This window comes from Peptoniphilus pacaensis, from assembly GCF_900088125.1.
GTDB lineage: Bacteria > Bacillota > Clostridia > Tissierellales > Peptoniphilaceae > Aedoeadaptatus > Aedoeadaptatus pacaensis.
In genome coordinates, this window is sequence record NZ_FLQT01000003.1 from 950,562 (window position 1) to 970,550 (window position 19,989).

General features: G+C 49.5%; 19 protein-coding genes. 15 read left to right on the forward strand and 4 right to left on the reverse strand.

Annotated elements, in window-relative coordinates:
• The first annotated feature begins 154 nt into the window (after window positions 1-154).
• The 11 genes from BN7444_RS04450 (at window position 155) to BN7444_RS04495 (ending at window position 10,022) form a co-directional block, all read left to right on the forward strand.
• Window positions 155-1,810, forward strand: coding sequence for a SpaH/EbpB family LPXTG-anchored major pilin (locus BN7444_RS04450; protein ID WP_068456315.1), 1,656 nt, complete (start codon window positions 155-157; stop codon window positions 1,808-1,810).
• Between the two features lie 135 nt (window positions 1,811-1,945).
• On the forward strand, window positions 1,946-3,073 hold the full coding sequence (locus BN7444_RS04455; protein WP_135122031.1) for an MSCRAMM family protein: 1,128 nt from the start codon (window positions 1,946-1,948) through the stop codon (window positions 3,071-3,073).
• Window positions 3,074-3,175: 102 nt separating this feature from the next.
• On the forward strand, window positions 3,176-4,078 hold the full coding sequence (locus BN7444_RS04460) for a class C sortase (protein ID WP_068456321.1): 903 nt from the start codon (window positions 3,176-3,178) through the stop codon (window positions 4,076-4,078).
• On the forward strand, window positions 4,065-4,946 hold the full coding sequence (locus BN7444_RS04465; protein WP_068456323.1) for a class C sortase: 882 nt from the start codon (window positions 4,065-4,067) through the stop codon (window positions 4,944-4,946). Before BN7444_RS04460 ends, BN7444_RS04465 begins: the two co-directional genes overlap by 14 nt.
• Entirely contained in the window at window positions 4,939-5,808 is an 870-nt protein-coding gene (locus BN7444_RS04470) for a class C sortase (RefSeq protein ID WP_174532090.1), read from the forward strand. The genes BN7444_RS04465 and BN7444_RS04470 overlap by 8 nt, the downstream gene beginning before the upstream one ends.
• 104 nt (window positions 5,809-5,912) lie before the next feature.
• Window positions 5,913-6,089, forward strand: a complete 177-nt coding sequence (locus BN7444_RS09345; RefSeq protein ID WP_167627200.1) for a hypothetical protein — start codon at window positions 5,913-5,915, stop codon at window positions 6,087-6,089.
• A 3-nt stretch (window positions 6,090-6,092) separates the two neighbouring features.
• Entirely contained in the window at window positions 6,093-6,725 is a 633-nt protein-coding gene (locus BN7444_RS04475; protein WP_082941268.1) for a hypothetical protein, read from the forward strand.
• A 583-nt stretch (window positions 6,726-7,308) separates the two neighbouring features.
• The gene (locus BN7444_RS04480) at window positions 7,309-8,208 is read left to right on the forward strand and encodes a hypothetical protein (RefSeq protein ID WP_068456326.1); all 900 of its coding nucleotides are present in this window, start codon (window positions 7,309-7,311) and stop codon (window positions 8,206-8,208) included.
• Window positions 8,209-8,412: 204 nt separating this feature from the next.
• The gene (locus BN7444_RS04485; protein WP_068456329.1) at window positions 8,413-8,760 is read left to right on the forward strand and encodes a helix-turn-helix domain-containing protein; all 348 of its coding nucleotides are present in this window, start codon (window positions 8,413-8,415) and stop codon (window positions 8,758-8,760) included.
• Window positions 8,753-9,496 (forward strand): ImmA/IrrE family metallo-endopeptidase, encoded by a 744-nt coding sequence (locus tag BN7444_RS04490; RefSeq protein ID WP_068456332.1) that lies wholly within the window; start codon window positions 8,753-8,755, stop codon window positions 9,494-9,496. Before BN7444_RS04485 ends, BN7444_RS04490 begins: the two co-directional genes overlap by 8 nt.
• Window positions 9,489-10,022 carry a PIN domain-containing protein gene (locus BN7444_RS04495; RefSeq protein ID WP_068456336.1) on the forward strand — a complete coding sequence of 178 codons (534 nt, stop codon included), beginning with the start codon at window positions 9,489-9,491 and terminating at the stop codon, window positions 10,020-10,022. The genes BN7444_RS04490 and BN7444_RS04495 overlap by 8 nt, the downstream gene beginning before the upstream one ends.
• Before the next feature lie 124 nt (window positions 10,023-10,146).
• Here BN7444_RS04495 and BN7444_RS04500 read toward each other — a convergent pair whose 3' ends face one another.
• The 3 genes from BN7444_RS04500 to BN7444_RS04515 all read right to left on the reverse strand — a co-directional run bounded on the left by BN7444_RS04500 (window position 10,147) and on the right by BN7444_RS04515 (window position 13,175).
• Entirely contained in the window at window positions 10,147-10,638 is a 492-nt protein-coding gene (locus tag BN7444_RS04500) for an LURP-one-related/scramblase family protein (RefSeq protein WP_068456338.1), read from the reverse strand.
• Window positions 10,639-11,225: 587 nt separating this feature from the next.
• A protein-coding gene (locus BN7444_RS04505; protein WP_135122032.1) for an IS3 family transposase occupies window positions 11,226-12,379 on the reverse strand; the annotation gives its coding sequence in 2 pieces (ribosomal slippage) (window positions 11,226-12,095 and window positions 12,098-12,379; 1,152 coding nt in all).
• A 187-nt stretch (window positions 12,380-12,566) separates the two neighbouring features.
• The gene (locus tag BN7444_RS04515; protein WP_068456349.1) at window positions 12,567-13,175 is read right to left on the reverse strand and encodes a Crp/Fnr family transcriptional regulator; all 609 of its coding nucleotides are present in this window, start codon (window positions 13,173-13,175) and stop codon (window positions 12,567-12,569) included.
• Window positions 13,176-13,277: 102 nt separating this feature from the next.
• Between BN7444_RS04515 and BN7444_RS04520 the strand changes: the two genes are divergently transcribed.
• The 4 genes from BN7444_RS04520 (at window position 13,278) to brnQ (ending at window position 18,542) form a co-directional block, all read left to right on the forward strand.
• Entirely contained in the window at window positions 13,278-14,813 is a 1,536-nt protein-coding gene (locus BN7444_RS04520; RefSeq protein WP_135122033.1) for a YjjI family glycine radical enzyme, read from the forward strand.
• A complete protein-coding gene (locus BN7444_RS04525; protein WP_068456352.1) occupies window positions 14,813-15,649 on the forward strand; it encodes a YjjW family glycine radical enzyme activase in 837 nt (278 codons plus the stop codon). The genes BN7444_RS04520 and BN7444_RS04525 overlap by 1 nt, the downstream gene beginning before the upstream one ends.
• Before the next feature lie 109 nt (window positions 15,650-15,758).
• Entirely contained in the window at window positions 15,759-16,868 is a 1,110-nt protein-coding gene (locus tag BN7444_RS04530; protein WP_068456355.1) for a copper amine oxidase N-terminal domain-containing protein, read from the forward strand.
• A gap of 297 nt (window positions 16,869-17,165) precedes the next feature.
• Window positions 17,166-18,542, forward strand: a complete 1,377-nt coding sequence (gene brnQ / locus BN7444_RS04535) for a branched-chain amino acid transport system II carrier protein (RefSeq protein ID WP_068456358.1) — start codon at window positions 17,166-17,168, stop codon at window positions 18,540-18,542.
• A gap of 106 nt (window positions 18,543-18,648) precedes the next feature.
• Here the strand turns inward: brnQ and BN7444_RS04540 are convergent, their stop codons facing one another.
• Window positions 18,649-19,833 carry an aminotransferase-like domain-containing protein gene (locus BN7444_RS04540; RefSeq protein WP_068456361.1) on the reverse strand — a complete coding sequence of 395 codons (1,185 nt, stop codon included), beginning with the start codon at window positions 19,831-19,833 and terminating at the stop codon, window positions 18,649-18,651.
• Window positions 19,834-19,989 lie beyond the last annotated feature (156 nt).

A 19,989-nucleotide genomic window follows, 5' to 3' on the forward strand; every position in this document is an offset into this window, starting at 1 on the left:
GGGTATGCGGTCTCTTCGGTACAAGCATTGTGTGTACGTGAAGATCGAATGACGATCGGGGCGTGAAGCCCTCTCTCACTAAGTTTTAAGCGCCCGGGCTCTCCCGGCCCGGGGGTTTAAATAGTATTTATTGTTTTAAAGAAGGAGGAATGTAATGAAACGTAAGAATACTCTATGGTCACTGGTCCTGGCACTGGTGATGGTACTTGGCGTCTTTGCACCGCTAAGTGCACTGGCAGATAATGGACGTGAGCCGGGAACGAAAGATATCACTGTTAATGTTCACAAGATTTTGATCAGCAAAGATGCACTAAAAGCGCACGATATCAACAAAGAATATCGTCCCCATGAAGAGATCGCAGATATCAAAACATTCTTTGGCGATAATAAAGCTAAAGAAATTGAGGGCGTATACTTTGTTGCTCTAAAAGAAGATCACGAGCACTACAATGATTTTGCAGACTTAACAAAAGATCAACAAAAAACCGTAGTTGATGGTCAGCCAGCCAATATGAAAGGCTTAACGAAAGCAAATGGTCAATTAGAACTTAAACTTGTCAGCCCCGGCACGTATAAGATTTATGAAGTAAAGTGGCTTTCTGAATACGACAAAGCTAATCAAGATCCGGCAACGAGAAGAATGTTGGCGGAATCCAAAGCAGTTCCTGTCGTCTTAAAACTACCTGATCACGCACGGACTGAAAACGGGATTGCCGATACTATCCACGTTTATCCCAAGAACACGGAAGACACACCGAATGTTGTAAAGAAAGTTGTAAAGAAAAGCAGAAAAGTCACCGTAAACGATGCCGGAAAAAAGGAAATCAAGGAAGATACGATTGATGCCGATGCAGCTTCTTTCGACAAAGATGAAGAACACACCTGGGCAATTGAAGCTACGATTCCGACCGGCTTCAAAGATTACGAAGTGTTCAAATTAACGGACGTATTAAAGGAAGCTTTGACCTATAAGAAAGGTCAAACTGTAACGGTTAAAGTTAAAGAAGACGGTACGAACATTACCTTGGTAAAAGACACCGATTACAAGCTAACAGAACCAACTGGTGACAAAGGTGGAACGTTATCTGTTGAATTAACTAAGGCAGGTATTAAGAAATTAGCCGGTGTCGAAGGAAAAACTTTACGGGTAGAATTTGTCACCACCATTAATGACAGCGCTGTTATGTCTAAAAACATTCCTAACGGTGTTGAACTTGAATATGGTCACAACCCTACGAATACCGGTAAAAAGAAACCGAAAGAACCGAAAGTATATACCGGTGGTAAGAAATTTAAGAAGATCGACTCCGGTGATAACAACAAAGCTCTTCAAGGCGCTAAATTTGTTGTTATGCGTACGGTTGGCGAAGCACCTAACACAGTTAACCAATGCTTAGTTGAAACGAACGGAAAGTATTCCTGGAAGACAGTTAACAGTGACAAAGGGACTGATTTAGCAAAAGATACGGAATTGAAAGTCATTGAATCTGGCACTAACGGTCTCTTTGAAATTAAAGGCTTGGCCTATGATCGTCCGAACGGCACAAAATATAAGCTTGTGGAAGTTAAGGCACCGAATAAATATTCCTTATTGGAAGATCCCATCGAGTTTACGGTCAACGATACGTCCTACTATAAGGATGCAACCATCGATGCGCCTGTAGATGCGGATCCGCAAAATGTAGACAATAAAAAGATTACCATTCCCCAAACCGGTGGTATGGGCACCATGATCTTTATGGTCGCAGGTCTCGCTTTAATGGGCGGTGCTTTTATCGCCATGAGAAAACGCAGCGCTGAACAAGCCTAAGAAAGAAGGTGAACCATGCTAAATCTACAAAGTAGGCTTTGTAAGCTTGTATTTGCGGCTCTCGTGTTTAGCATGGTTGCTTTTGGTCTCTTCGCTCCCGCTATGGGCTTGGCCCAAGGGGCGAATACCAAAAGTATGACGATAGACTTATCTCGTGCAGGAAAAAAGGATGAAGTAGCGGGCCGCAGCGTGACGATTTGGAAGCTATCCGACGGTTTGACGCCGGATGAAAGCGGCCTAAAGGGCGCGAAGAGCTTTCAGGACGTGACGCGGCTGTTGGATGCAAAGTCCGACAAGGAGCTGAACGACGCCTATTCTTCTCACAAGTCTTATGAAACGGACGCCGGGGGCAAGCTGAGCTTGTCTTTGGAGCGGGGCATGTATTATCTTCGCGTGGCGGATAAGAAGGGGGCGACCTCGATTTATCCCTGTGTCTTTTTGGTCATTCCCGGCGATTCGGAGTCGGTGATTTATCCCAAGCCCAAGGATGATGTTCCGAAGACGTTGCTTAAAAAGGTCAACACTGAGAACAAACCCCTTTCCGGTGCGGTGTTTCAGTTGTTTCGCTATGAAAACAGCAATCGCGTCCCCGTGAAGGATGCTTCCGGGGCGGCGAATTACACCACGAATGAGAAAGGCGAGATCGGACCGTTGGAGCTTTCGCCCGGCAAGTATGTCTTTGTGGAAGTAAAGGCGCCGGCGGGCTACCGCATTAAAAATCCCGAAACGATTTTCGACGTGGCGGGCAAGGGCTTGACCGAGGTTTCGGTCGTCAATTACAAGGACACGCAGGGCGGCAAGACCTTTAAGAAGGTGTCTTCCGTGGACGGTGCCCCTCTTGCCGGCGCGCAGTTTCTGGTCACGAAAAAGAAGGGCGAGACGTATTTGCGCATGAAGAAGGGGGGCAAGGACATGGTCCTCACCTCCGGCGCAGACGGCACCTTCGTCGCCGACGGTCTTCCCGACGGGGACTATTATCTTTGGGAGATCAAGGCGCCGGCGGGCTACGAGCCTTTGAGCAGCAGCGTGAAGTTTATCGTAAGCGCAGATTCATTGAAGAAGGAATTGGTCATTAAGAACAATCCCCAGACCACGCCTCCGGGCAAGACGCCTCCCGGGGAAACGCCTCCGGGCGATGTTCCGCCTTATGACGACAAGCATGTGAATATCCCGAAGACGGGGGACGTGCAGCTCCTCATGATGAGTGTGGCGGGTCTTTTGAGCGGTATGCTCGGGGTAAAGATTCTGAAGGACAATGAATAGCAGATACAAGTGGAAGGATGTTCCTTTCAAGAAATCCTCTATCTTTTTTCGGTAGGGGATTTCTTTACATATGGCTTATTTTTATAGAAAGGACATCGGTCCATGGCGAAGAAGAAGCAGAGTAATTGGTTTTTTAAGTTCATTTTTGTCTTGGGGTTTTTGATTTTAATGTATCCCCAGGTGTCGCGGCTCTATTACCGGGTGCAGTCGACGCAAGAGGTGGCGAGCTTCGAAGAGGGCAAGGCGGCCTTAAGTGACGAGGAGATCAAGAAGCGCATGGCCCTCGCCCGAGATTTTAATGATTCCTTGGTGAATCAAAATATGGAGGATCCTTATTCCAAGGCGCGGCACGAGCGGGGCAGGGCGGCTTATGCCCACATGCTTGAGATTCACGAGCAGATCGGCCACATTCAGATTCCCACTATCGACTTGGACATTCCCATTCGGGCGGGCACGTCGGAGGAGGTGTTGCAGACCTCGGCGGGCCACTTGGAGGGGACGAGTCTGCCCATCGGGGGCAATTCCACGCACACGGTGATCACGGCCCACTCGGGCCTTCCCACGGCGAAGTTGTTTACGGATATTCGGGATTTGAAGGAGGGGGACCGCTTTTACATCCACAATATTGCCGAGACTTTGGCTTATGAGGTGGATCAGATTAAGGTGGTGGAGCCTTCGAATTTCGAGGATCTCTTGGTGGTGCCGGGCCACGATTACGCCACGCTTTTAACCTGCACGCCTATTGGCATTAACTCCCACCGGCTGTTGGTGCGGGGGCATCGCGTGCCTTACGACAAGGCGGTGGACGATCAGTTTGTGGCGGACAACAAGAAGGATTTCTTGTATAAGTATGCGTTCTTCGCGGTGATCGCGCTGATTCTGCTTTTGGCTTACGGCTCGTGGAATTACCGCAAGAAGTTGAAGCGGTTGGAATCGGATATTCGCGCTTTTGAAAAGGTGATGGGCGCAGGCGACGGGAAAGGAGCCGGGGATGACAAAGACTAAGCGCAAGACCTGGCCTTTTGTCGTGATTTTCATTCTGGGTTTTCTCTTGATGATGTATCCCATGATTTCCAATTACTATTACCGCATCGATGCGAATCGGGAGATTCAGGAGTTTCAGGACGGGGCAAAGAAGCTGGACGATGTGGAAATTTTGCGCCGCATCGAGCTCGCCCGCGCCTATAACCAGACGCTGGATCCCTCGAAGCTGGGGGACCCGTACACGGAGAAGGAGAAGGAAGGGATCGCCGAGTATGCCCGCATGCTGGAGGTGGCGGAGAAGATCGGCTTTGTGGAGATTCCCAAGATCGATGTGAACTTGCCCATTTACGCGGGCACGAGCATGGAGGTCTTGGACAAGGGTTGCGGCCACTTGGAGGGCACGAGTTTGCCTGTGGGCGGGCCGTCGACCCACGCGGTCCTCACGGCGCACCGGGGCCTTCCCAAGGCGAAGATGTTTCGCGAGCTGGACAAGTTGAAGGAAGGGGACGTGTTTTACGTCCACAACATTCAAACGGTGTTGGCTTATCAGGTAGACCGGATTATGACGGTGGAGCCGTCGAATTTCGATCCGATTTTGGTGGAAGAGGGGAAGGATTACACCACGCTCCTCACCTGCACGCCTTATATGATTAATTCCCACCGGCTTTTGGTGCGGGGGCACCGGATTCCCTACACGCCGCCGGCGGATGAAACGAATCACGGCTTGCCTTTTGTGAATATGGATTTCAAGGACGCACTGTTGTTTGCGCTGCCGCTGTTGATTCTTTTGTCGCTGATTTACGGCTATCAACGGAAGCAGTTTAAGAAGCAGCGGGCCCGTGTGGATGCCCTGTACGGTTTGAAGAAGAAGGAGGAGAAGGATGAATAGAAAAGGGATGCGGGTGATGGGTCACCTGCTGATTCTCATGGGGATCCTTCTGCCTCTTTACGGCTTCGGCAGTTTATCCAAGGGGATTTTGCTGGAGAAGGCGAACTACAGGCGCTTTATGGCGTCGGAGGGCGCTTCTTACGAGAAGGTGGCGCCGGTGATCGAGAAGTATAACGCCGATCTCGGCGGGCAGGTGGCGGCGGTGGATCCCTTCGCCACGGACGATTACGCGGCGGCGGAGTCCTTTATCGACGATCCCGACGGGGTGTTCGCCTTCTTGCGGATTCCCAAGCTGGATCTGTATCAGCCGATCTATATGGATGCGTCCAAGGAGAATTTGGCCCGGGGCGTGGCTCATATTATGGGCACGGATCTGCCGGGGCAGTCGCCGGGGCTTCGGGCGGTGATCGCCGGGCACCGGGGCTATTACCAATCCACCTTTTTTATCTACCTGAACGAGCTCGCCGAGGGGGACCCGGTGTATGTGGAATGGAAGGACAATGTGCTGGAGTATAAGGTGGTGGGGCAGGAGGTCATCCAGCCCTGGGAGGTGGAGAAGCTGAATCCCGTGGAGGGAAAGACTATGCTCACCCTGCTCACCTGTAATCCCATGCGCCCGCCTCGCCGCCAACGGCTCTTGGTGAATTGCGAGCTGGTGAAGAAGGATGAGGGCGATGCCGCCGCCGCTTCTTCCGCCGACACCGCCGCTTCCGCCGACGGGGATAAAAAAGCGCCCGTGTCGAAGAAAGTGAAGCAGATGAATGCCGCCGTGCTGATTGTGACGGGGGCGTTGGTTGTCTTGCTTGTGTGGCGAGGGAAGAAGTTTGTGGATGAATTGAGGAAGAAGGAAGATGGAGAATAAGAAAAGGACCTAAACGGTCCTTTCTTTATTGACGGAAAAAGAGATGGAAAAATAGACAAAGTAATCCCATTCATGTACAATCAAGATATAAAGGGGGGAGAAGCATGGCAACAAAGAGCTTCTTAAAGTCAGTAGATATTCGAAATCCGAAACAGACAAGAAACATTGCACATGCCATAGCTGAATCCGAAGCATTTGTAAAAAAGACACCTTATCGAGAGGAGCCAGCAAAGGTCCTTTCCAGAGATGCGATAAAAAAGTATTTTTCAAAAGAAGGCTAGGCCATGGCTATGGGAGTGCAAAAGCCCGTTCCTTATGTTGCTAACCTTAAGGATTTACTTTTAGAACTCGGTGAAGAACGAGTAAAGGAGATTCTTGCTGAATTTGACTGCGTGTATAACGAGGATGTCAATTATTTCTTGCATGAAAAGGCGATAGAGTTTTCGAACCGCGGTTTTTCCACAACGTATTTGGTTTTTCTATCATTTCGCGGAGAGCCGACCCTTGTCGGTTATTTTGCTATCGCCATGAAAAGTATTGATTTTTATAAACTCTCCGGATTCAACAGCAGATACAAAAACAAAATTTCCACTTACGCGACCTATGATCAGCGTTTAAAAAAGCACACGCTTCCGGTTTATTTGATCGGTCAGTTGGGAAAAAATTATAGTGCAGTTCCCGAAGTCCTTTCTTTATTTAGCGGTGAACAACTTTTGCGCTTGGCCTGTGATCGTGTAAAATTTATTCAGAGTCTTTCCAGTGGGCGTTTTGTCTATTTAGAATGTGAAGACACACCGGCGCTGTTGAAGTTTTATGAAAGCAATGGCTTTCGCGCTTTTGACAAGCGAGCATTAGACAGGGATGAAAACAAACATTTTAAAAAACCTTATTTGGTGCAGTTGATTCGCTATCTATAACAAAATATCGAAGATACAAAAAATAGACCACAGGCTTAGTGCGCCGGCGGTCTATTTTTTTTACCTTGTTTCCTTTCCAGACGCGTGTGAGCGGAATAATGGTGACTCACACTTTTGGGTGGAAATGTTTATGCAGCTCTTTTGTTATTGTGGTAAATTTCACCACATGTACGCGTCTCGAGTGGAACAGTTATGAAAAATGAGCCGGGAGTGAGAATCCTCGGCGACTCATTTTTGTTTGCGTAGCCGACTGATTAAAATTTATTTTTCTATCTCGCTAATAATCCGTTCTTTCACGGAATTGAACCAGGGGGGAAGGGTCTAAGACGTCCGCATTTGCTCTTATGATTTATTCCGATGAGCAAAGCGAGTTGTCGGAAGGTCAGATGCAGTCTTACAACGTTTCTAGGAAGCGAAGTCTTTTCGAAAAGGGTGAATGTTTAGCGGAATTTGTTTCCCGTTGAGATTCAACGTGGGAAGCAAATGTAAGTGGGTTGCGATCACAAAAGCGTAAATAGGTTTTCAATGATAATATATTGGGTATTTTATATAAAACATAGAGTTAAGGAGCGGTGAATTAAAAATGACAGAGAGAAAAGCGGCGAGCAAGCGAATATTTTTGCATCAGAGGAAAGTACCTGAATGTACTTGCAAATTAGAAAAACCTAAAGATACTATTCTCGATGTCCTGTTAAAATATATGTCCTCATTTGCAATAATTGGTGGGATTTTAGTTTACTGGCTACATTATAGCTTCGCGATATGTGCAGAACAATTTTATGGTGTGCCCAGTCTATATTTTTATGATAGAAATCTAGATTTTGGACTGGTAGTTATTTATATATTGATTTCTGCATTTATTTGGTTTATACCTTTTATTGTAAATAGAGTTTCTAAAGAAGGTGGGTTTAATCTTGGAGAAAGATTGCTTCTTGCTTTTGCTGTCGCACTTTTAGTGCTGATAGAATCGCTGCACTTTTCGATGTATTTCTTTGAAGATCTATTGAAGTTTTTAACATCCATAAACAATAGGATGAGTTGTATTAAATTGGATTGTATTATTAGAACAATTCACAACATAAATATTAATTATCTATGTCTGGGATTCTGCGCATTTGCATTTTTTGTGTTTTATTTCGTATTTAGTTCAGTCCCTCGAAATGATGCAGAAGAATGGTTGGGAACAAGCAATTTCATTAAATTCTTATATGTATTAGTTTGTGTATTGGTGACAATAAATGCTCTTGTGTTACTAGTGAAATTGTCACCTTTGGAGGTTAAGAATCAGAAAAGTTATGAGTTTATTTCCGGAGAGGAAAGCGGCTATCGTATCATTGTAGAGCATTATCAAGATTCGGTTGTCTTAATGCAAGGGAGTATAGATGACGGAAAACTTGAAATTGAAAAAGGTGACTATCGCATCGAACCACTCGGAAAAAGGCAGATTGAGTACAAACAATTTAAAGATGTTGACTCAAAATAAAATGTAATAGCGTGAGATAGGAGTTTGGCTCGGCCAAGCTTCTGTTTAATTTCTGTTGAGCTGTATTGTTAGAAAAATGAAAAATTTTGCCGCCGATGATTTGTGTTTTATGAAGGTGAAAACGCCCCTGTCATAAAAATCATGAAAATACAATTTATTTTATGACTAACCTCTGCTATACTGGGATTAAAGGAGGGGTGAGTGATGGCTGATTTAGTTAAAGTAGGCAAGCGGATTAAATCGCTCCGCGAGCATGCAAATTTAAATCAAAAGACGGTGGGTGCTTATTTATCGTTGGATCAAAGTATGATCGCAAAGATGGAGAAGGGCGAGCGTAGAATCACCTCCGATGTGATCGAAAAGTTGGCGCGTTTGTTTTGCTGTTCGCCGGATTTTATTATATCGGGAGATCCCGGCGGCGAAAGTTGCACCATGTCGTTTCGCGCCAAGGATTTAACCACGGAGGATCTGGAAGCCTTGGCCGTGGTGAATCAGATTGTGTTGAATCAGTTTGAAATGGACAGGATCTGGGAGGCGCGTCGCCGTGGATAAAATTGATTTGAGCAACAAGGCCTACCGGGTGAGGAAATATTTGGGTGCCGACGGGCAATCGCCTATGGATATTTTTAAATTGGTCCAGGGGATCGAGGATCTGACGCTGGTTTTTTATCCCCTGGGGAAAAATATCAGCGGGGTTTGCTACAAAGGGGCGTCGTCCCGGGTCATCGCCGTTAATTCCCATATGTCTTTGGGGCGACAGCGTTTTTCGTTGGCCCACGAGTTGTATCACTTGTATTTCGACGAGGCGAAGGAATCGCAAGTCAGCCGAATGGCCATCGGCGTTGGAGATGCGATTGAAAGGTGTGCGGATCAATTCGCCTCTTATTTGTTGATGCCGCCGGCGGCTTTAAGCGAGTCTTTGGATGGGATCAAGTCGGATCGGCCCGGCGCGGAGGACGTGATCTGGCTGGAGCAGTATTACGGCCTTAGCCACAAGGCCATATTGTACCGGCTTGTAAGCGACGGTGTCTTGACGGCGCAGGATGCGGGTGCCATGGAGACGGGGGTTATGAGTCTTGCGGCGCGCCTGGGTTACGATACGTCGCTGTATCGTCCGGCGCCGGAAGAGAAGGAGCGAATGGTACTGGGCAGGTACTTGGCTCTTTCCGAAAATCTGTTGGAGAAGGAATGTATTTCTCACGGAAAATACGAAGAGCTGCTGATGGATGCCTTCAGAGACGATATTGTGTTCGGCGATTTGGGAGAGGAAGGGATTCCTCTTGACTGATTCCATTTTTTTCGACACGGATTGTATCTGTGCTTTTTTGTGGGTAAATGAGGTGTGTTTGCTGGAGGATTTGGTTGAAGGAAATATACTGATTCCTAAGCCGGTTTACGATGAAATCAGCCGTCCTTCGATTGCACACTTAAAGGAGCGCGTTGATCGACTCATAAGAAAAAGCTCGGCGAAGGTGGTTGATTTATCCATTGATTCGGAAGAATATGATCTGTACAGAGAGCTGACGACCCTTTCGGGCGACAATAAAGTGATCGGTCGCGGGGAAGCGGCTTCTATTTCGCTGGCAAAAAAGTATGGCGGCATTGTAGGCAGCAACAATTTGAAGGACGTGGCTTATTATGTAAAGAAGTATTCTTTAAAGCATATGACGACCGGCGATTTATTGGTCGAAGCCCATGAGAGAGGGCTGATTACGGAGGCTGAGGGCAATGCTATTTGGCAGGCTATGTTAAATGAGCGCAGGCAGATCGGCGCGCGGTCGTTTACTGAATACCTCGAAAGAAAGATGAAATAGACGGGCAAGCCGTTGTCGTGTTTCGAGGGGAATACAGATAAAAAATGAGCCGGGAGATCCTCACCGGCTCATTTTTTGTTTGCTCTTGTTTTCATCAGCTCCGGAAAACATTCGGCGTCTATGGCTAATTGCTGCTTTGCTCCATATCGATGATGTGGTCCACGACGATCATCATGGCCACGGCCACGTCGGCGTAGGCTTCGTCGATGACGTCGATGACGAAGGTGTCGCCCCAAGCGAGGATTTTCCTTTCGATGGCCGCCACCTCACGGTCGGTTTCATCGAGAATCGTAAAGTCCCAGGAAAAGATGTCGCCTTCGAGACGCAGGTCGTTGCCCTTGTAGCTTATGTCGATTTTCTTTTTGAAAAGGGCGAAGCGGGCTTTAATGTCCATGACGTCGCCGTTTTCGAAGCGCACGTGATAGGTGGGCAACAGGTGCATGAGTTCCTGCTCTACGGAAAAAAGGGGCTTTTTCTCTTTGTCCGATACGCGGACGTCGTAGCCGAAAATTTTCAGATTCTGATCGATAAAATAAATCGGATTTTCCGATTCGTCGGTGACGGCGTAGTGATCTTCGAGTTTTAAGACTTTTTGCTTTGCGTAAAGATGGTACATGGTGACCTCCAAGGGTTTTTCTTTCTTTTTCTTTTTTTATTATACCCGGAGGAGACCGCAGGAGCTATGTATCTTTTTAAGCGGAGTAAAAGTGCATTCCCTTTGTTTGTTCTCTTCGTATTCCTTTGTTCACCCTTTCCTCCCCGGGGGAGGGAAAAAGGGCGTTGCGATTCGCCCTTATCCCTCCCCCGGCCCCCACCCTTTAACCCTAACGCTCTCTTAATGTGCGAAACCCTAACGGGTTTCGATTCCTGTTGGGCCGTGGTGCGGAAGATAGAAGGTGAGTTAGGCGATTAATCAGATGAGTATAAATGAGTGCATTATTTTGGAGTGAGCAGGCGTAAAATGGAAGGCGATCGCTCGAAGGAGAAGGGGCAGCGGGTCATCAGCAAGGCCAGTCACCTGCATAGTGCCGGTCAACTGTTGTGACATAGGTTTACTATCGCAACGACGAAAAAGGAAATATGTAGAAAATGCCGCAGGCATTTTCTTACCAATCACACGCGGCCAGAAAGGGGGCAAGGGGTCCCGGGGACGGGGGAAATGCGGCCTTCGCTGGAATGGCAACAGTTTTTTGGACACTTTTGTTAAGGTGTCGCTCGAACGACGGGCTTGCTTTTTATACTCTCTCTTTCTCGGTATGCGAGAGGGGTCATGTTTTCAAGGCTTGTATGTCTTCGCTCGCTGTTCCACCATTGAATATAACTGCTGAGTTTCTCTCTTAAGTCATTCAGGCTTTGAAAGGTTTCTCTCTCTAAAAATTCTGTTTTGAAGCTCTTAAATATGTTTTCTGCCACGGCGTTGTCATAGGGATTGCCGGGGCGACTCAGCGAGCGTTTGATGTGGTTGGCTTTTAAGAGGGCACGTATATGGTTGTTATCGAATTCTTTCCCTCGGTCGGTATGAAAGCAGCCGATGGCTTCTAGTGGGTAAGGGATGGTGTCGAATGCTTGTTGTATGAGGGCAGAGTCGCGACGTAAGCCGCAGGAGTAACCGATGACTTCGCGATTGAAAAGATCGGTGATGGCACAAACGTAGGCCCAGCGCTGATGGATGCGAACGTAGGTCAAATCAGAAACGATGACTTCCAACGGCTGACGTTGACTGAATTCGCGGTTGAGCTCGTTGTGTATTTGCTCTTCGTTTTTCTTTGACGGATGGTGTTTGTACTTTGCTTTGGTGTAAACGGAAACCAAATGAAGCTTCTTCATAATGGCGCGAATTCGTCGCCTGGAGGCGACGATGTTTTCCGCTTCTAATTCACTTTTTATCTTGCGTGCGCCATAGACGTTGCGACTTGCACGAAAAATGGCACGGACCTTGATCTCCAGGTCGATCGCATCATCGGAAAGAGCTTTCGGCCGGTAGTAGTAGGCGGAACGGCTGATACCTAATACTCTGCAAAGCGCTGATACCGGGTATTTGTGTTTTAAACGATCGATGACGTATCGTTTTTCTCCGCAAGTATCAGCGCGGCCTGCTTTAAAATGTCATTCTCCATCTTGAGCCGTTGAATCTCTTTACGCAATGCAATCTTTTCCTGATCCGATTCACTTAACGACACCGTCTCTTTGAAGGTACCGGTGGTGCGGAATTGGCTAACCCAGCGGTCAAAGGCGGAAGGAGTTAATGAGTATTTCTGAATGATCTCTTGTCGGCTCATGCCTTCTTCATAAAGATCCACCACGTGCTGCTTAAACTCGTCTGAAAAGGCTCTTCTTTTTCTAGGTGCTTTGTCCATTTGATCCTCCTTGTTGATCATAAGATACCACACCTTAAGGAAACTGTCCTAATTATTGTAGCCTATCCACGCTCTGAGCCCTTTCCCCCGTCCCCGGGTCTCAAAACCATGTAAGAATGAATATTTAAGTAAAAAAGTATTTTGAAAACATCGTCTTACCTACGCCATTGGAATGCGAAAGAAAAAATTACCTCATCTTCTCTTCCAATCGCTTGTGCTCTTCCTCGCCTACAAAAACTTTCCCGTTTTTTCTAAAAACACACCCTTCCTCCTCCAGCTCATTCAAATACCGATACAGGCTCCTCATGGGGATGGCGAGGAGATCCGCCAGGTCTTCTCTCTTTAGTGGTAGCATGGCGGGGAAGGGGGCTTTGGCGTTTTTATAGATGGCGTAGGCGAGGCGGTCTTTTTTGCTCAGGTGTTTTTCCGCGGCGCTTTGGCGCATGGTCTCCTCATTGAGCCCGGCCAGGTAGCGCAGAAGGAGCATGAGGGTCTCGGGTTTTTGAAAGAGGGGATCTTTCATGTTCAGGCTGTAGTAGCGGCCGGCGGTGACGGCTTTTACGCCGGAAAGGACGGGGCTTTGTGTCAGGCTTTCGATGAGGCCCAAGCATTGGGGAGCGGTCATAAAGCTCTGGAGGATGCGGCTGCCGTCTTGGGCGTAGCGGGACACTTCCACGGTGCCGGTTTCCAAGAGCAGAACGGAAAATTCGGCGCTGTCGGGATACATGAGTTGATCCCCCGGGCGAAAGGCGATGGCCGGGGCGTTCAGGTTGCGAAAAAGTTCTTGAAAATTCATCTTTTCCTCCTAAAAGGTGCCAGGTGGCATCTTTTTTTCTTACCAATCAGTATACACTGTAGTTAAGAAAAAAGGGACGATTTTTTACGACAGGAGGCTATTATGGAACGGTTTTTCACCATGGACGAATTTCATCAAGCGGTGCGCGACGTGCAAAAGGACACAGCGCAAACTTACGAGCAACAAACTTTCCGCCTGGCAAAGCTTGCGGAAAACAGTTTGGATTATCCCGTGGCGAATGACGACGCCTTTTACGACCTCTATGCCAAGGGGGAAATTTGCGATTTGGACGAAGGCCACGCCCCCTATGCGCCGCGCTATATTTTGCCCGATTACGAAAAGTTTTTGAAAGAGGGCAGTGAATTTTTGCGCATCGAACCGCCGAAGACGCTCCTCGAAGCCACGACGGCGCTGTTGATTATGTATCACCACGTCCCCAGCATTACCCGCTTCCCGGTCTACATCGGCGCCCTGGACGATCTCCTGGAGCCCTTTGTTGAAACCACCGACGAGGAGGCCGCACGGGAGATTTTAAAGAGCTTTTTAATGCAGCTGGACCGCACGGTGGACGACTCTTTCTGCCACGCCAATATCGGCCCTTACGAAACGAAGACGGGGAATCTGCTTCTGGAGCTTTTGGAAGAGCTGCAAATCGTGACGCCGAATATGACCCTCCTTTACGACGAAGAAAAGACGCCGGACGCTTTCGCCGAAAAGGCCCTGGCATGCAGCTTGACCTGCGCCAATCCGGCCTTCGCCAACGACGCCTATTACAGCGCCGATTTCGGCGACGTGCCCTACGGCATCGCTTCCTGCTACAACGCTCTGCCGAAACACGGCGGCGCCTTTACCCTGAGCCGTCTGCGCCTGAACAAAATCGCACTGGGCGCCGAAAGCGTGGATGGCTTCTTCGAAAAGAATCTGCCTCACGCCATCGACACCATGCTTCACTTTATGGAAGCCAAGATTCGCTATTTGGTGGAAGAAACGGCTTTCTTTAAATCCAATTTCCTGGTGAAGGAAGATTTCATCGATCTAAACAATTTCGTCGGCCTCTTCGGCATGGTGGGCCTGGCGGAATGTACGGAAGCCCTTCTGAAGCTTGAGGGCAAAGAAGGCAAGTACGGCACCGACGAGGCGGCCGACGCCATGGGCATTCGGGTCATGGACTTTATCCAAGAGCGGGTCGGCCAATTTGAATCGGCCTACAGCCCGGTGTGGAACCACCGCTTTATGCTCCACGCCCAAGTGGGGGCTGCCAACGACCAAGGTACCACGGCGGCTCACCGCATTCCCATCGGCCAAGAGCCGGATCTCTACTCCCACATTCGCCAAGCGGCGAAGTTCCAAAAATATTTCCCCTCCGGCGTGGGCGATCACTTCCCCTTCGACGAAACGGCGAAGAAGAACCCGAAGGCGGTGCTGGACGTATTTAAGGGCGGCTTTAAGCTGGGGAACCGCTACCTTTCCGCCTACAACGACGACGGCGACCTCATTCGCGTCACCGGCTATCTCGTTAAAAAATCCGACGTGGAAGCCTTTAAGGCGGGCAAGCAAGTGTCCTACGACACGGTGCAATACGCCGCCGATCCCCTCACGAAGTACGGCATTTTGGACCGGAAGGTGGAAGGGGTTTAATGCTTCTCGTCAATAAGCTGATTCCCATGAGCGTCGTGGACGGTCCCGGGAATCGCTTTGCCATCTTCCTGCAGGGCTGCAATTTCAACTGCAAGTACTGCCACAATCCCGAGACGATCCACCGCTGCATCCACTGCGGCGACTGCGTGGCGGGCTGCCCGGCGGATGCCCTTGATCTCATGGATGGAAAAGTGGTGTGGGATCCGGTGAAGTGTGTGGACTGCGACAAGTGCATCGCCACCTGCACCCACGGCGCGTCGCCGAAGGTGCGGGCCATGAGTGCCGCAGATCTCATGGCGGAAATCGAAAAGGCCGTGCCCTTTATCGAAGGGATTTCCGTCAGCGGCGGCGAGGCCACCTTGCAGGCGAAGGAGCTGATCCCGCTCTTTGAAATGGCGAGGGAAAAAGGCCTCACGGCTCTCATCGACTCCAACGGCGGCGTGGATTTTTCCAAAGGCGATTTAAAAACGTTGCTGGATATTTCCGACGGGGTCATGTTGGATGTGAAGGCCTGGGAGAAGGAGGATCACCTTCGGATCACGGGCCGGGACAACGAACCGGTGAAGAAAAACCTCGCCTACCTCGCCGAGAAGGGCAAAATCGAAGAGCTGCGCTTCGTCCTCTTAGACGCATTGGACAACGAGCACAGCCTGCGGGAAGCGGCGAAGGTGCTGGGTGAGAGCATTCACTCCACACGGGTGAAGCTTATCAGCTACCGCCACTTCGGCGTAAGAAAAGAATACGTAGACGAGCTTCGCGCCCCGAGCCGAGAGGAAAAAGACCGGCTCATTGCCTTGGCGAAGGAGTTGGGCTTTCATGAAATCGTGGATATTTAACCTGCTGTTACGGCAGGTTTTTTTGTGTCGTGGTTTTCAAATGGCGTTGATTTTTATTGAGGGGGTATAAATAGGGCAAGGAAAGTAGCGTAGAGAAAAGGAGGTAGACATGAAAAAATTACTCGGATTGGCACTGGCCCTGGCCATGATTCCCGGCTTGGCCTTTGCCGCAGAACCCGTTCTCCTTTACGTCAACGGAATCGACGGGAGAAACTATGAACAACAGCCCATCCTGCGGGACGATCGCCTGTTCCTTCCCGTAAGGAGCGTCACGGAAGCCATGGGCTACAAAGTGGATTGGAAGGGCGAGAGTAAAACCGTTACCGTCGGCGATATTGAAATGGTCGTAGGCGAAAAAGACTATGTGGCGAAGGGCGAAAAAATGACCATGGACGTGGCCCCCTTTATCGAAAAGGATCGCACCTACGTGCCCCTGCGCTTTTTGGCCGACGGCATGAAGCTTCCCGTCACCTGGGACGGGAAAAATCGAGTCGCCGTCGTGGGCGAGTACAAGAGCGCGCCGAAGTTTACGCGGTCAAAGACCGTCACCTACGGCAATGTGACTTTCTCCCTGCCCAAGGATTGGGAAAAACAGCTGGTAATTACTTATGACCACAATCAAGTGACCTTCTACGACAAAATGAATTACGAGGCTCAGGACGGTCTGGGCCGCATCGGCGAGATCATCAACACGGCGAATCCCGACTCGCCCGTGCCCGCCATCCTTCTGGCCAAGGGCAATTGCTTCTACACCCTCTGCACCTTTGCAAGCGACGTGCAGGTAGTGGACACGGGCAATCAAAAGCTTTGTGACAGCTACACGAAATCCAATCAGTTGGTGCGGGAAATTTTAAAGACCGTGGAAATTGACGATGTATATAAGGAAGCCGACCGCGTGAAGATCGGTCCGGTCTCCATGGTGCTTCCCGAGGCCTACAAAGACGTGATCGGCGTGGAAGAAGCCGGCGGAAATGTGTTGCTCTTTGAAAAGACCAATGAAAAGGCGAAAAAGGGCAGCGGCCTCATCGGCACCTTCCGCGTGGTCAATCAAAAGGAATTGGAGAAAATAGAAGAGGACTACCGCCTGTTCCGATACAATAAGGACGGCAGCCTGATCTTCGTCAGGGCGGATAAGCCGAGCCTGAAGGATCCGGTTCTGAAAAAAGCCTACGAAGAAGGTGTGGGGAAAGCAGGAGACATTCTCCAGACGGTGAAATAAGAAAAGGAGCCGAGAGGCTTCTTTTTTTGTGGCGAAGAGGGGCGGGGACGATGGTTTTTCAAATAAAGGCGGCGGGGGAAGGGAGGTTTTGCGAAAATTATACGAAATAACTTGCAATTTTTTTTATAGCGGAGTACTCTATAAGAATACAGAAAAAGTTGTCTGCAGGGCACCGACAGGTATCGATTCAGCCCGAGGAATTATTTTTTTATACGCTTCATCTGATAAAGCGATACTCAGTTAATGGCAAGGCCGCTGCAGACGGAATGAAATGCCCGAAGGGGCGAAGGAGGCATTATGAATATAAAAAGAAAAGATATTATTGTTTGCGGATTTGCTCTCTTCGCCATCTTTTTTGGCGCAGGGAATATGATCTTTCCGCCTTACTTAGGCGTGCTGTCCGGCGACCGCTGGCTCACGGCGTCCACGGGCTTTATTCTTTCCGACCCGGTGCTTCCCATCTTAGGCGTCATCGTCACCGCCCGCTTAGGCGGACGGGCCATCGACTTAGGCAAGCGGGTGGGCTGGAAGTTCTCGGCGATTATTTCCGCCATATGTATTTTGATTATCGGGCCCTTCTTCGCCGTGCCCAGAACCGGCGCCACCACCCACGAAATGTTCGTCGCTCCCAATCTTCCCAGTGTGCCGCCCTTGGTGACCTCCATCGTCTTTTTCGGGCTGACGCTATATTTGGTCTTGAATCCGGGGAAGGTGCTGGATTATATCGGCAAAATGCTGACGCCCGCCCTTTTAATCGTACTGGCGGTGATTACAGCCATGGCCATTGCCCATCCGCCGGCAGCGGCCATTACCACGGATACGCCGGAATTGTTTAAGATGAGCTTTAAGGAAGGCTACCAAACCATGGACGCCCTGGGTGCGGCTCTTTTGAGCGGCATCGTCCTGTCCGACTTGATTCGCCGCGGCTACACCGACGACAAGGTGCAAGTGAAGGCCAGCATTCAAATCGGCCTCGTGGCCTTTATCTGTCTGGCCTTGGTCTACGGCTCTCTCACCTATGTGGGCAGCACCGTCAGCGCCATTTACACCCCGGACATGGACCGCACCGCCATTTTGTTGGGCTCGGTGGAACATCTGCTTGGGGGAGGCGGCAGATTCGTGCTGGGACTGGGCGTGGCTCTCGCCTGCCTCACGACATCCACGGGTCTCATCTCCACCTGCGGCAATTTCTTTAGCGACGTCACGGGCGGCAAGCTGAAATATAAATACGTGGTCATCGTTTCTACTTTAATCGCCTTCGCCATCTCCCTCATCGGCGTCGAAGGCATTATTAACATCGCCGTGCCCGTGCTCACGGCGGTATTCCCCATCGTCATCTTCCTGATTTTGGCATCGATCTTCGATTTCCAAATCAGATACAACGGCTTCTTTATCGGCGGCGTCATCGGCGCCGGCGTCATCAGCGTCATCGAAGCCGTGAACGTCTTCTCGAAAATGCAAAACGGCGACGCCTTGGGCGGCTTGGTGAAAACCATCGAGACCTTCCCCCTGGCGAACTTCGCCTTTGAATGGCTGGTTCCGGCACTGATCTGCGCCGTCATCGGCGGGCTTATCGGCAAATTCACCGGCCTCGGCGGCACGAGAGAGGATGTCTACAGAGAACAGGCCATTCGCGAAGAGCGCCTGGCCAAGGCATTGGAAGAAAACGCGTAAAGAGATATGTAAAGACCTCCCCGAGGGGAGGTTTTTTTGTGCCGTAAAGGGGCGTTTTGGGCAAAAAAATCCGCCGGTGCATAGACCGACGGATCGTGAGCGGATTTTATTTAACGGCGTCGTGTAATACTTCGCCTAAGCGCTTGATGCCTTCTTCTATTTTGTCTTCGGGCATGCAGCTGTAGTTCAAGCGGAAGTGGTTTTCTTCCGGGCTTTCGGGATAGAATGCGCCGCCGGGTACGAAGGCCACTTTCTTTTCAATGGCTTTTACGGCGATGTCGCGGGCGTTTAAGTGTTTCGGCAGGGTAACCCACAGGAAGAGGCCGCCTTCGGGATTGGTGAAGGTCACTTCTTCGGGGAAGTATTTCTTCATGGCTTCCACCATGACGTTTTTACGCTTGCCGTAGACCTTAATGATTTCGGCGATATGGGCTTCCAAGTCGTTGTCGTCGAGGAATTGAGCCAGAATCATTTGAGTCGTGGTAGAGGTTTGAAGGTCTGCCCCTTGTTTAACCATGTTGAATTTGTTCAGGACTTCCTTCGATGCGTTGAACCAACCGACGCGGATGCCGGGGCTGAAGATTTTGGAGAAGGTGCCCATGAAGATGACGCGATCTTCGGTGTCCAAGCTGCGGAGGGAAGGTTGAATTTCGCCTTCGAAGCGGAGTTCGCCGTAAGGATTGTCTTCCAGGATCATGACATCGTATTTATTGGCCAATTCGATTAAGCCTTTGCGGCGTTCCATGGTCCAGGTCTTGCCGGAGGGGTTTTGGAAGTCGGAAATAACGTAGATGAATTTTACATTGTCGTGTTCTTTTAATTGTTTTTCCAGATCTTCGAGAACCATGCCGTATTCGTCGAGCTCGACTTGCAGGAACTTGGGTTCGTAAGCTTTAAAGGCGTTTAATGCGCCTAAGTAAGTAGGACTTTCGACGACGATGTAATCGCCCGGATCGATAAAGATTCTGGCCATAAAGTCCAGACCTTGTTGGGAACCGGAAAGAACTTGGATGTCGTCGGCTTCCACGTTTTTGACGCCGACTTTATTCATGCGGGTAATGCAGTGTTCTCTTAAGCGCTTGAAGCCGTCGGTAGGACCGTATTGAAGGGCGGCGGCGCCGTTGTTTTTCATGACCTTATCGGATGCTTCGATCCATTTGTCGATGGGGAACAATTCCGCTGCGGGAAGACCGCCGGCGAAAGAGATAATGCTCGGGTCAGCCGTTAAAGCGAGAAGCTCACGGATTTCCGAAGCCTTCAAATTGTCCATTCTTTTTGCAAATTTAGGCATAAGAACTCCTTTCATCAGATAGAAAAAGTGGCTGGTAACGTTTTACGCGTTTATTGTATATCGTACACGAATGAAAGTCAATTCGAGGCGAGGCCGCGGAGGCGGGGGCTTTTTGCGAAAATTTTGTGGTTTGTCTAGAAAAAGAAAAAATAATTC

Coding starts and splice junctions, on each gene's coding strand:
- BN7444_RS04450 (WP_068456315.1), top strand. CDS start 155: ATGAAACGTAAGAATACTCTATGGTCACTGGTCCTGGCACTGGTGATG.
- BN7444_RS04455 (WP_135122031.1), top strand. CDS start 1,946: ATGACGATAGACTTATCTCGTGCAGGAAAAAAGGATGAAGTAGCGGGC.
- BN7444_RS04460 (WP_068456321.1), top strand. CDS start 3,176: ATGGCGAAGAAGAAGCAGAGTAATTGGTTTTTTAAGTTCATTTTTGTC.
- BN7444_RS04465 (WP_068456323.1), top strand. CDS start 4,065: ATGACAAAGACTAAGCGCAAGACCTGGCCTTTTGTCGTGATTTTCATT.
- BN7444_RS04470 (WP_174532090.1), top strand. CDS start 4,939: ATGAATAGAAAAGGGATGCGGGTGATGGGTCACCTGCTGATTCTCATG.
- BN7444_RS09345 (WP_167627200.1), top strand. CDS start 5,913: ATGGCAACAAAGAGCTTCTTAAAGTCAGTAGATATTCGAAATCCGAAA.
- BN7444_RS04475 (WP_082941268.1), top strand. CDS start 6,093: ATGGCTATGGGAGTGCAAAAGCCCGTTCCTTATGTTGCTAACCTTAAG.
- BN7444_RS04480 (WP_068456326.1), top strand. CDS start 7,309: ATGACAGAGAGAAAAGCGGCGAGCAAGCGAATATTTTTGCATCAGAGG.
- BN7444_RS04485 (WP_068456329.1), top strand. CDS start 8,413: ATGGCTGATTTAGTTAAAGTAGGCAAGCGGATTAAATCGCTCCGCGAG.
- BN7444_RS04500 (WP_068456338.1), bottom strand. CDS start 10,638: ATGTACCATCTTTACGCAAAGCAAAAAGTCTTAAAACTCGAAGATCAC.
- BN7444_RS04515 (WP_068456349.1), bottom strand. CDS start 13,175: ATGAATTTTCAAGAACTTTTTCGCAACCTGAACGCCCCGGCCATCGCC.
- BN7444_RS04520 (WP_135122033.1), top strand. CDS start 13,278: ATGGAACGGTTTTTCACCATGGACGAATTTCATCAAGCGGTGCGCGAC.
- BN7444_RS04525 (WP_068456352.1), top strand. CDS start 14,813: ATGCTTCTCGTCAATAAGCTGATTCCCATGAGCGTCGTGGACGGTCCC.
- BN7444_RS04530 (WP_068456355.1), top strand. CDS start 15,759: ATGAAAAAATTACTCGGATTGGCACTGGCCCTGGCCATGATTCCCGGC.
- brnQ (WP_068456358.1), top strand. CDS start 17,166: ATGAATATAAAAAGAAAAGATATTATTGTTTGCGGATTTGCTCTCTTC.
- BN7444_RS04540 (WP_068456361.1), bottom strand. CDS start 19,833: ATGCCTAAATTTGCAAAAAGAATGGACAATTTGAAGGCTTCGGAAATC.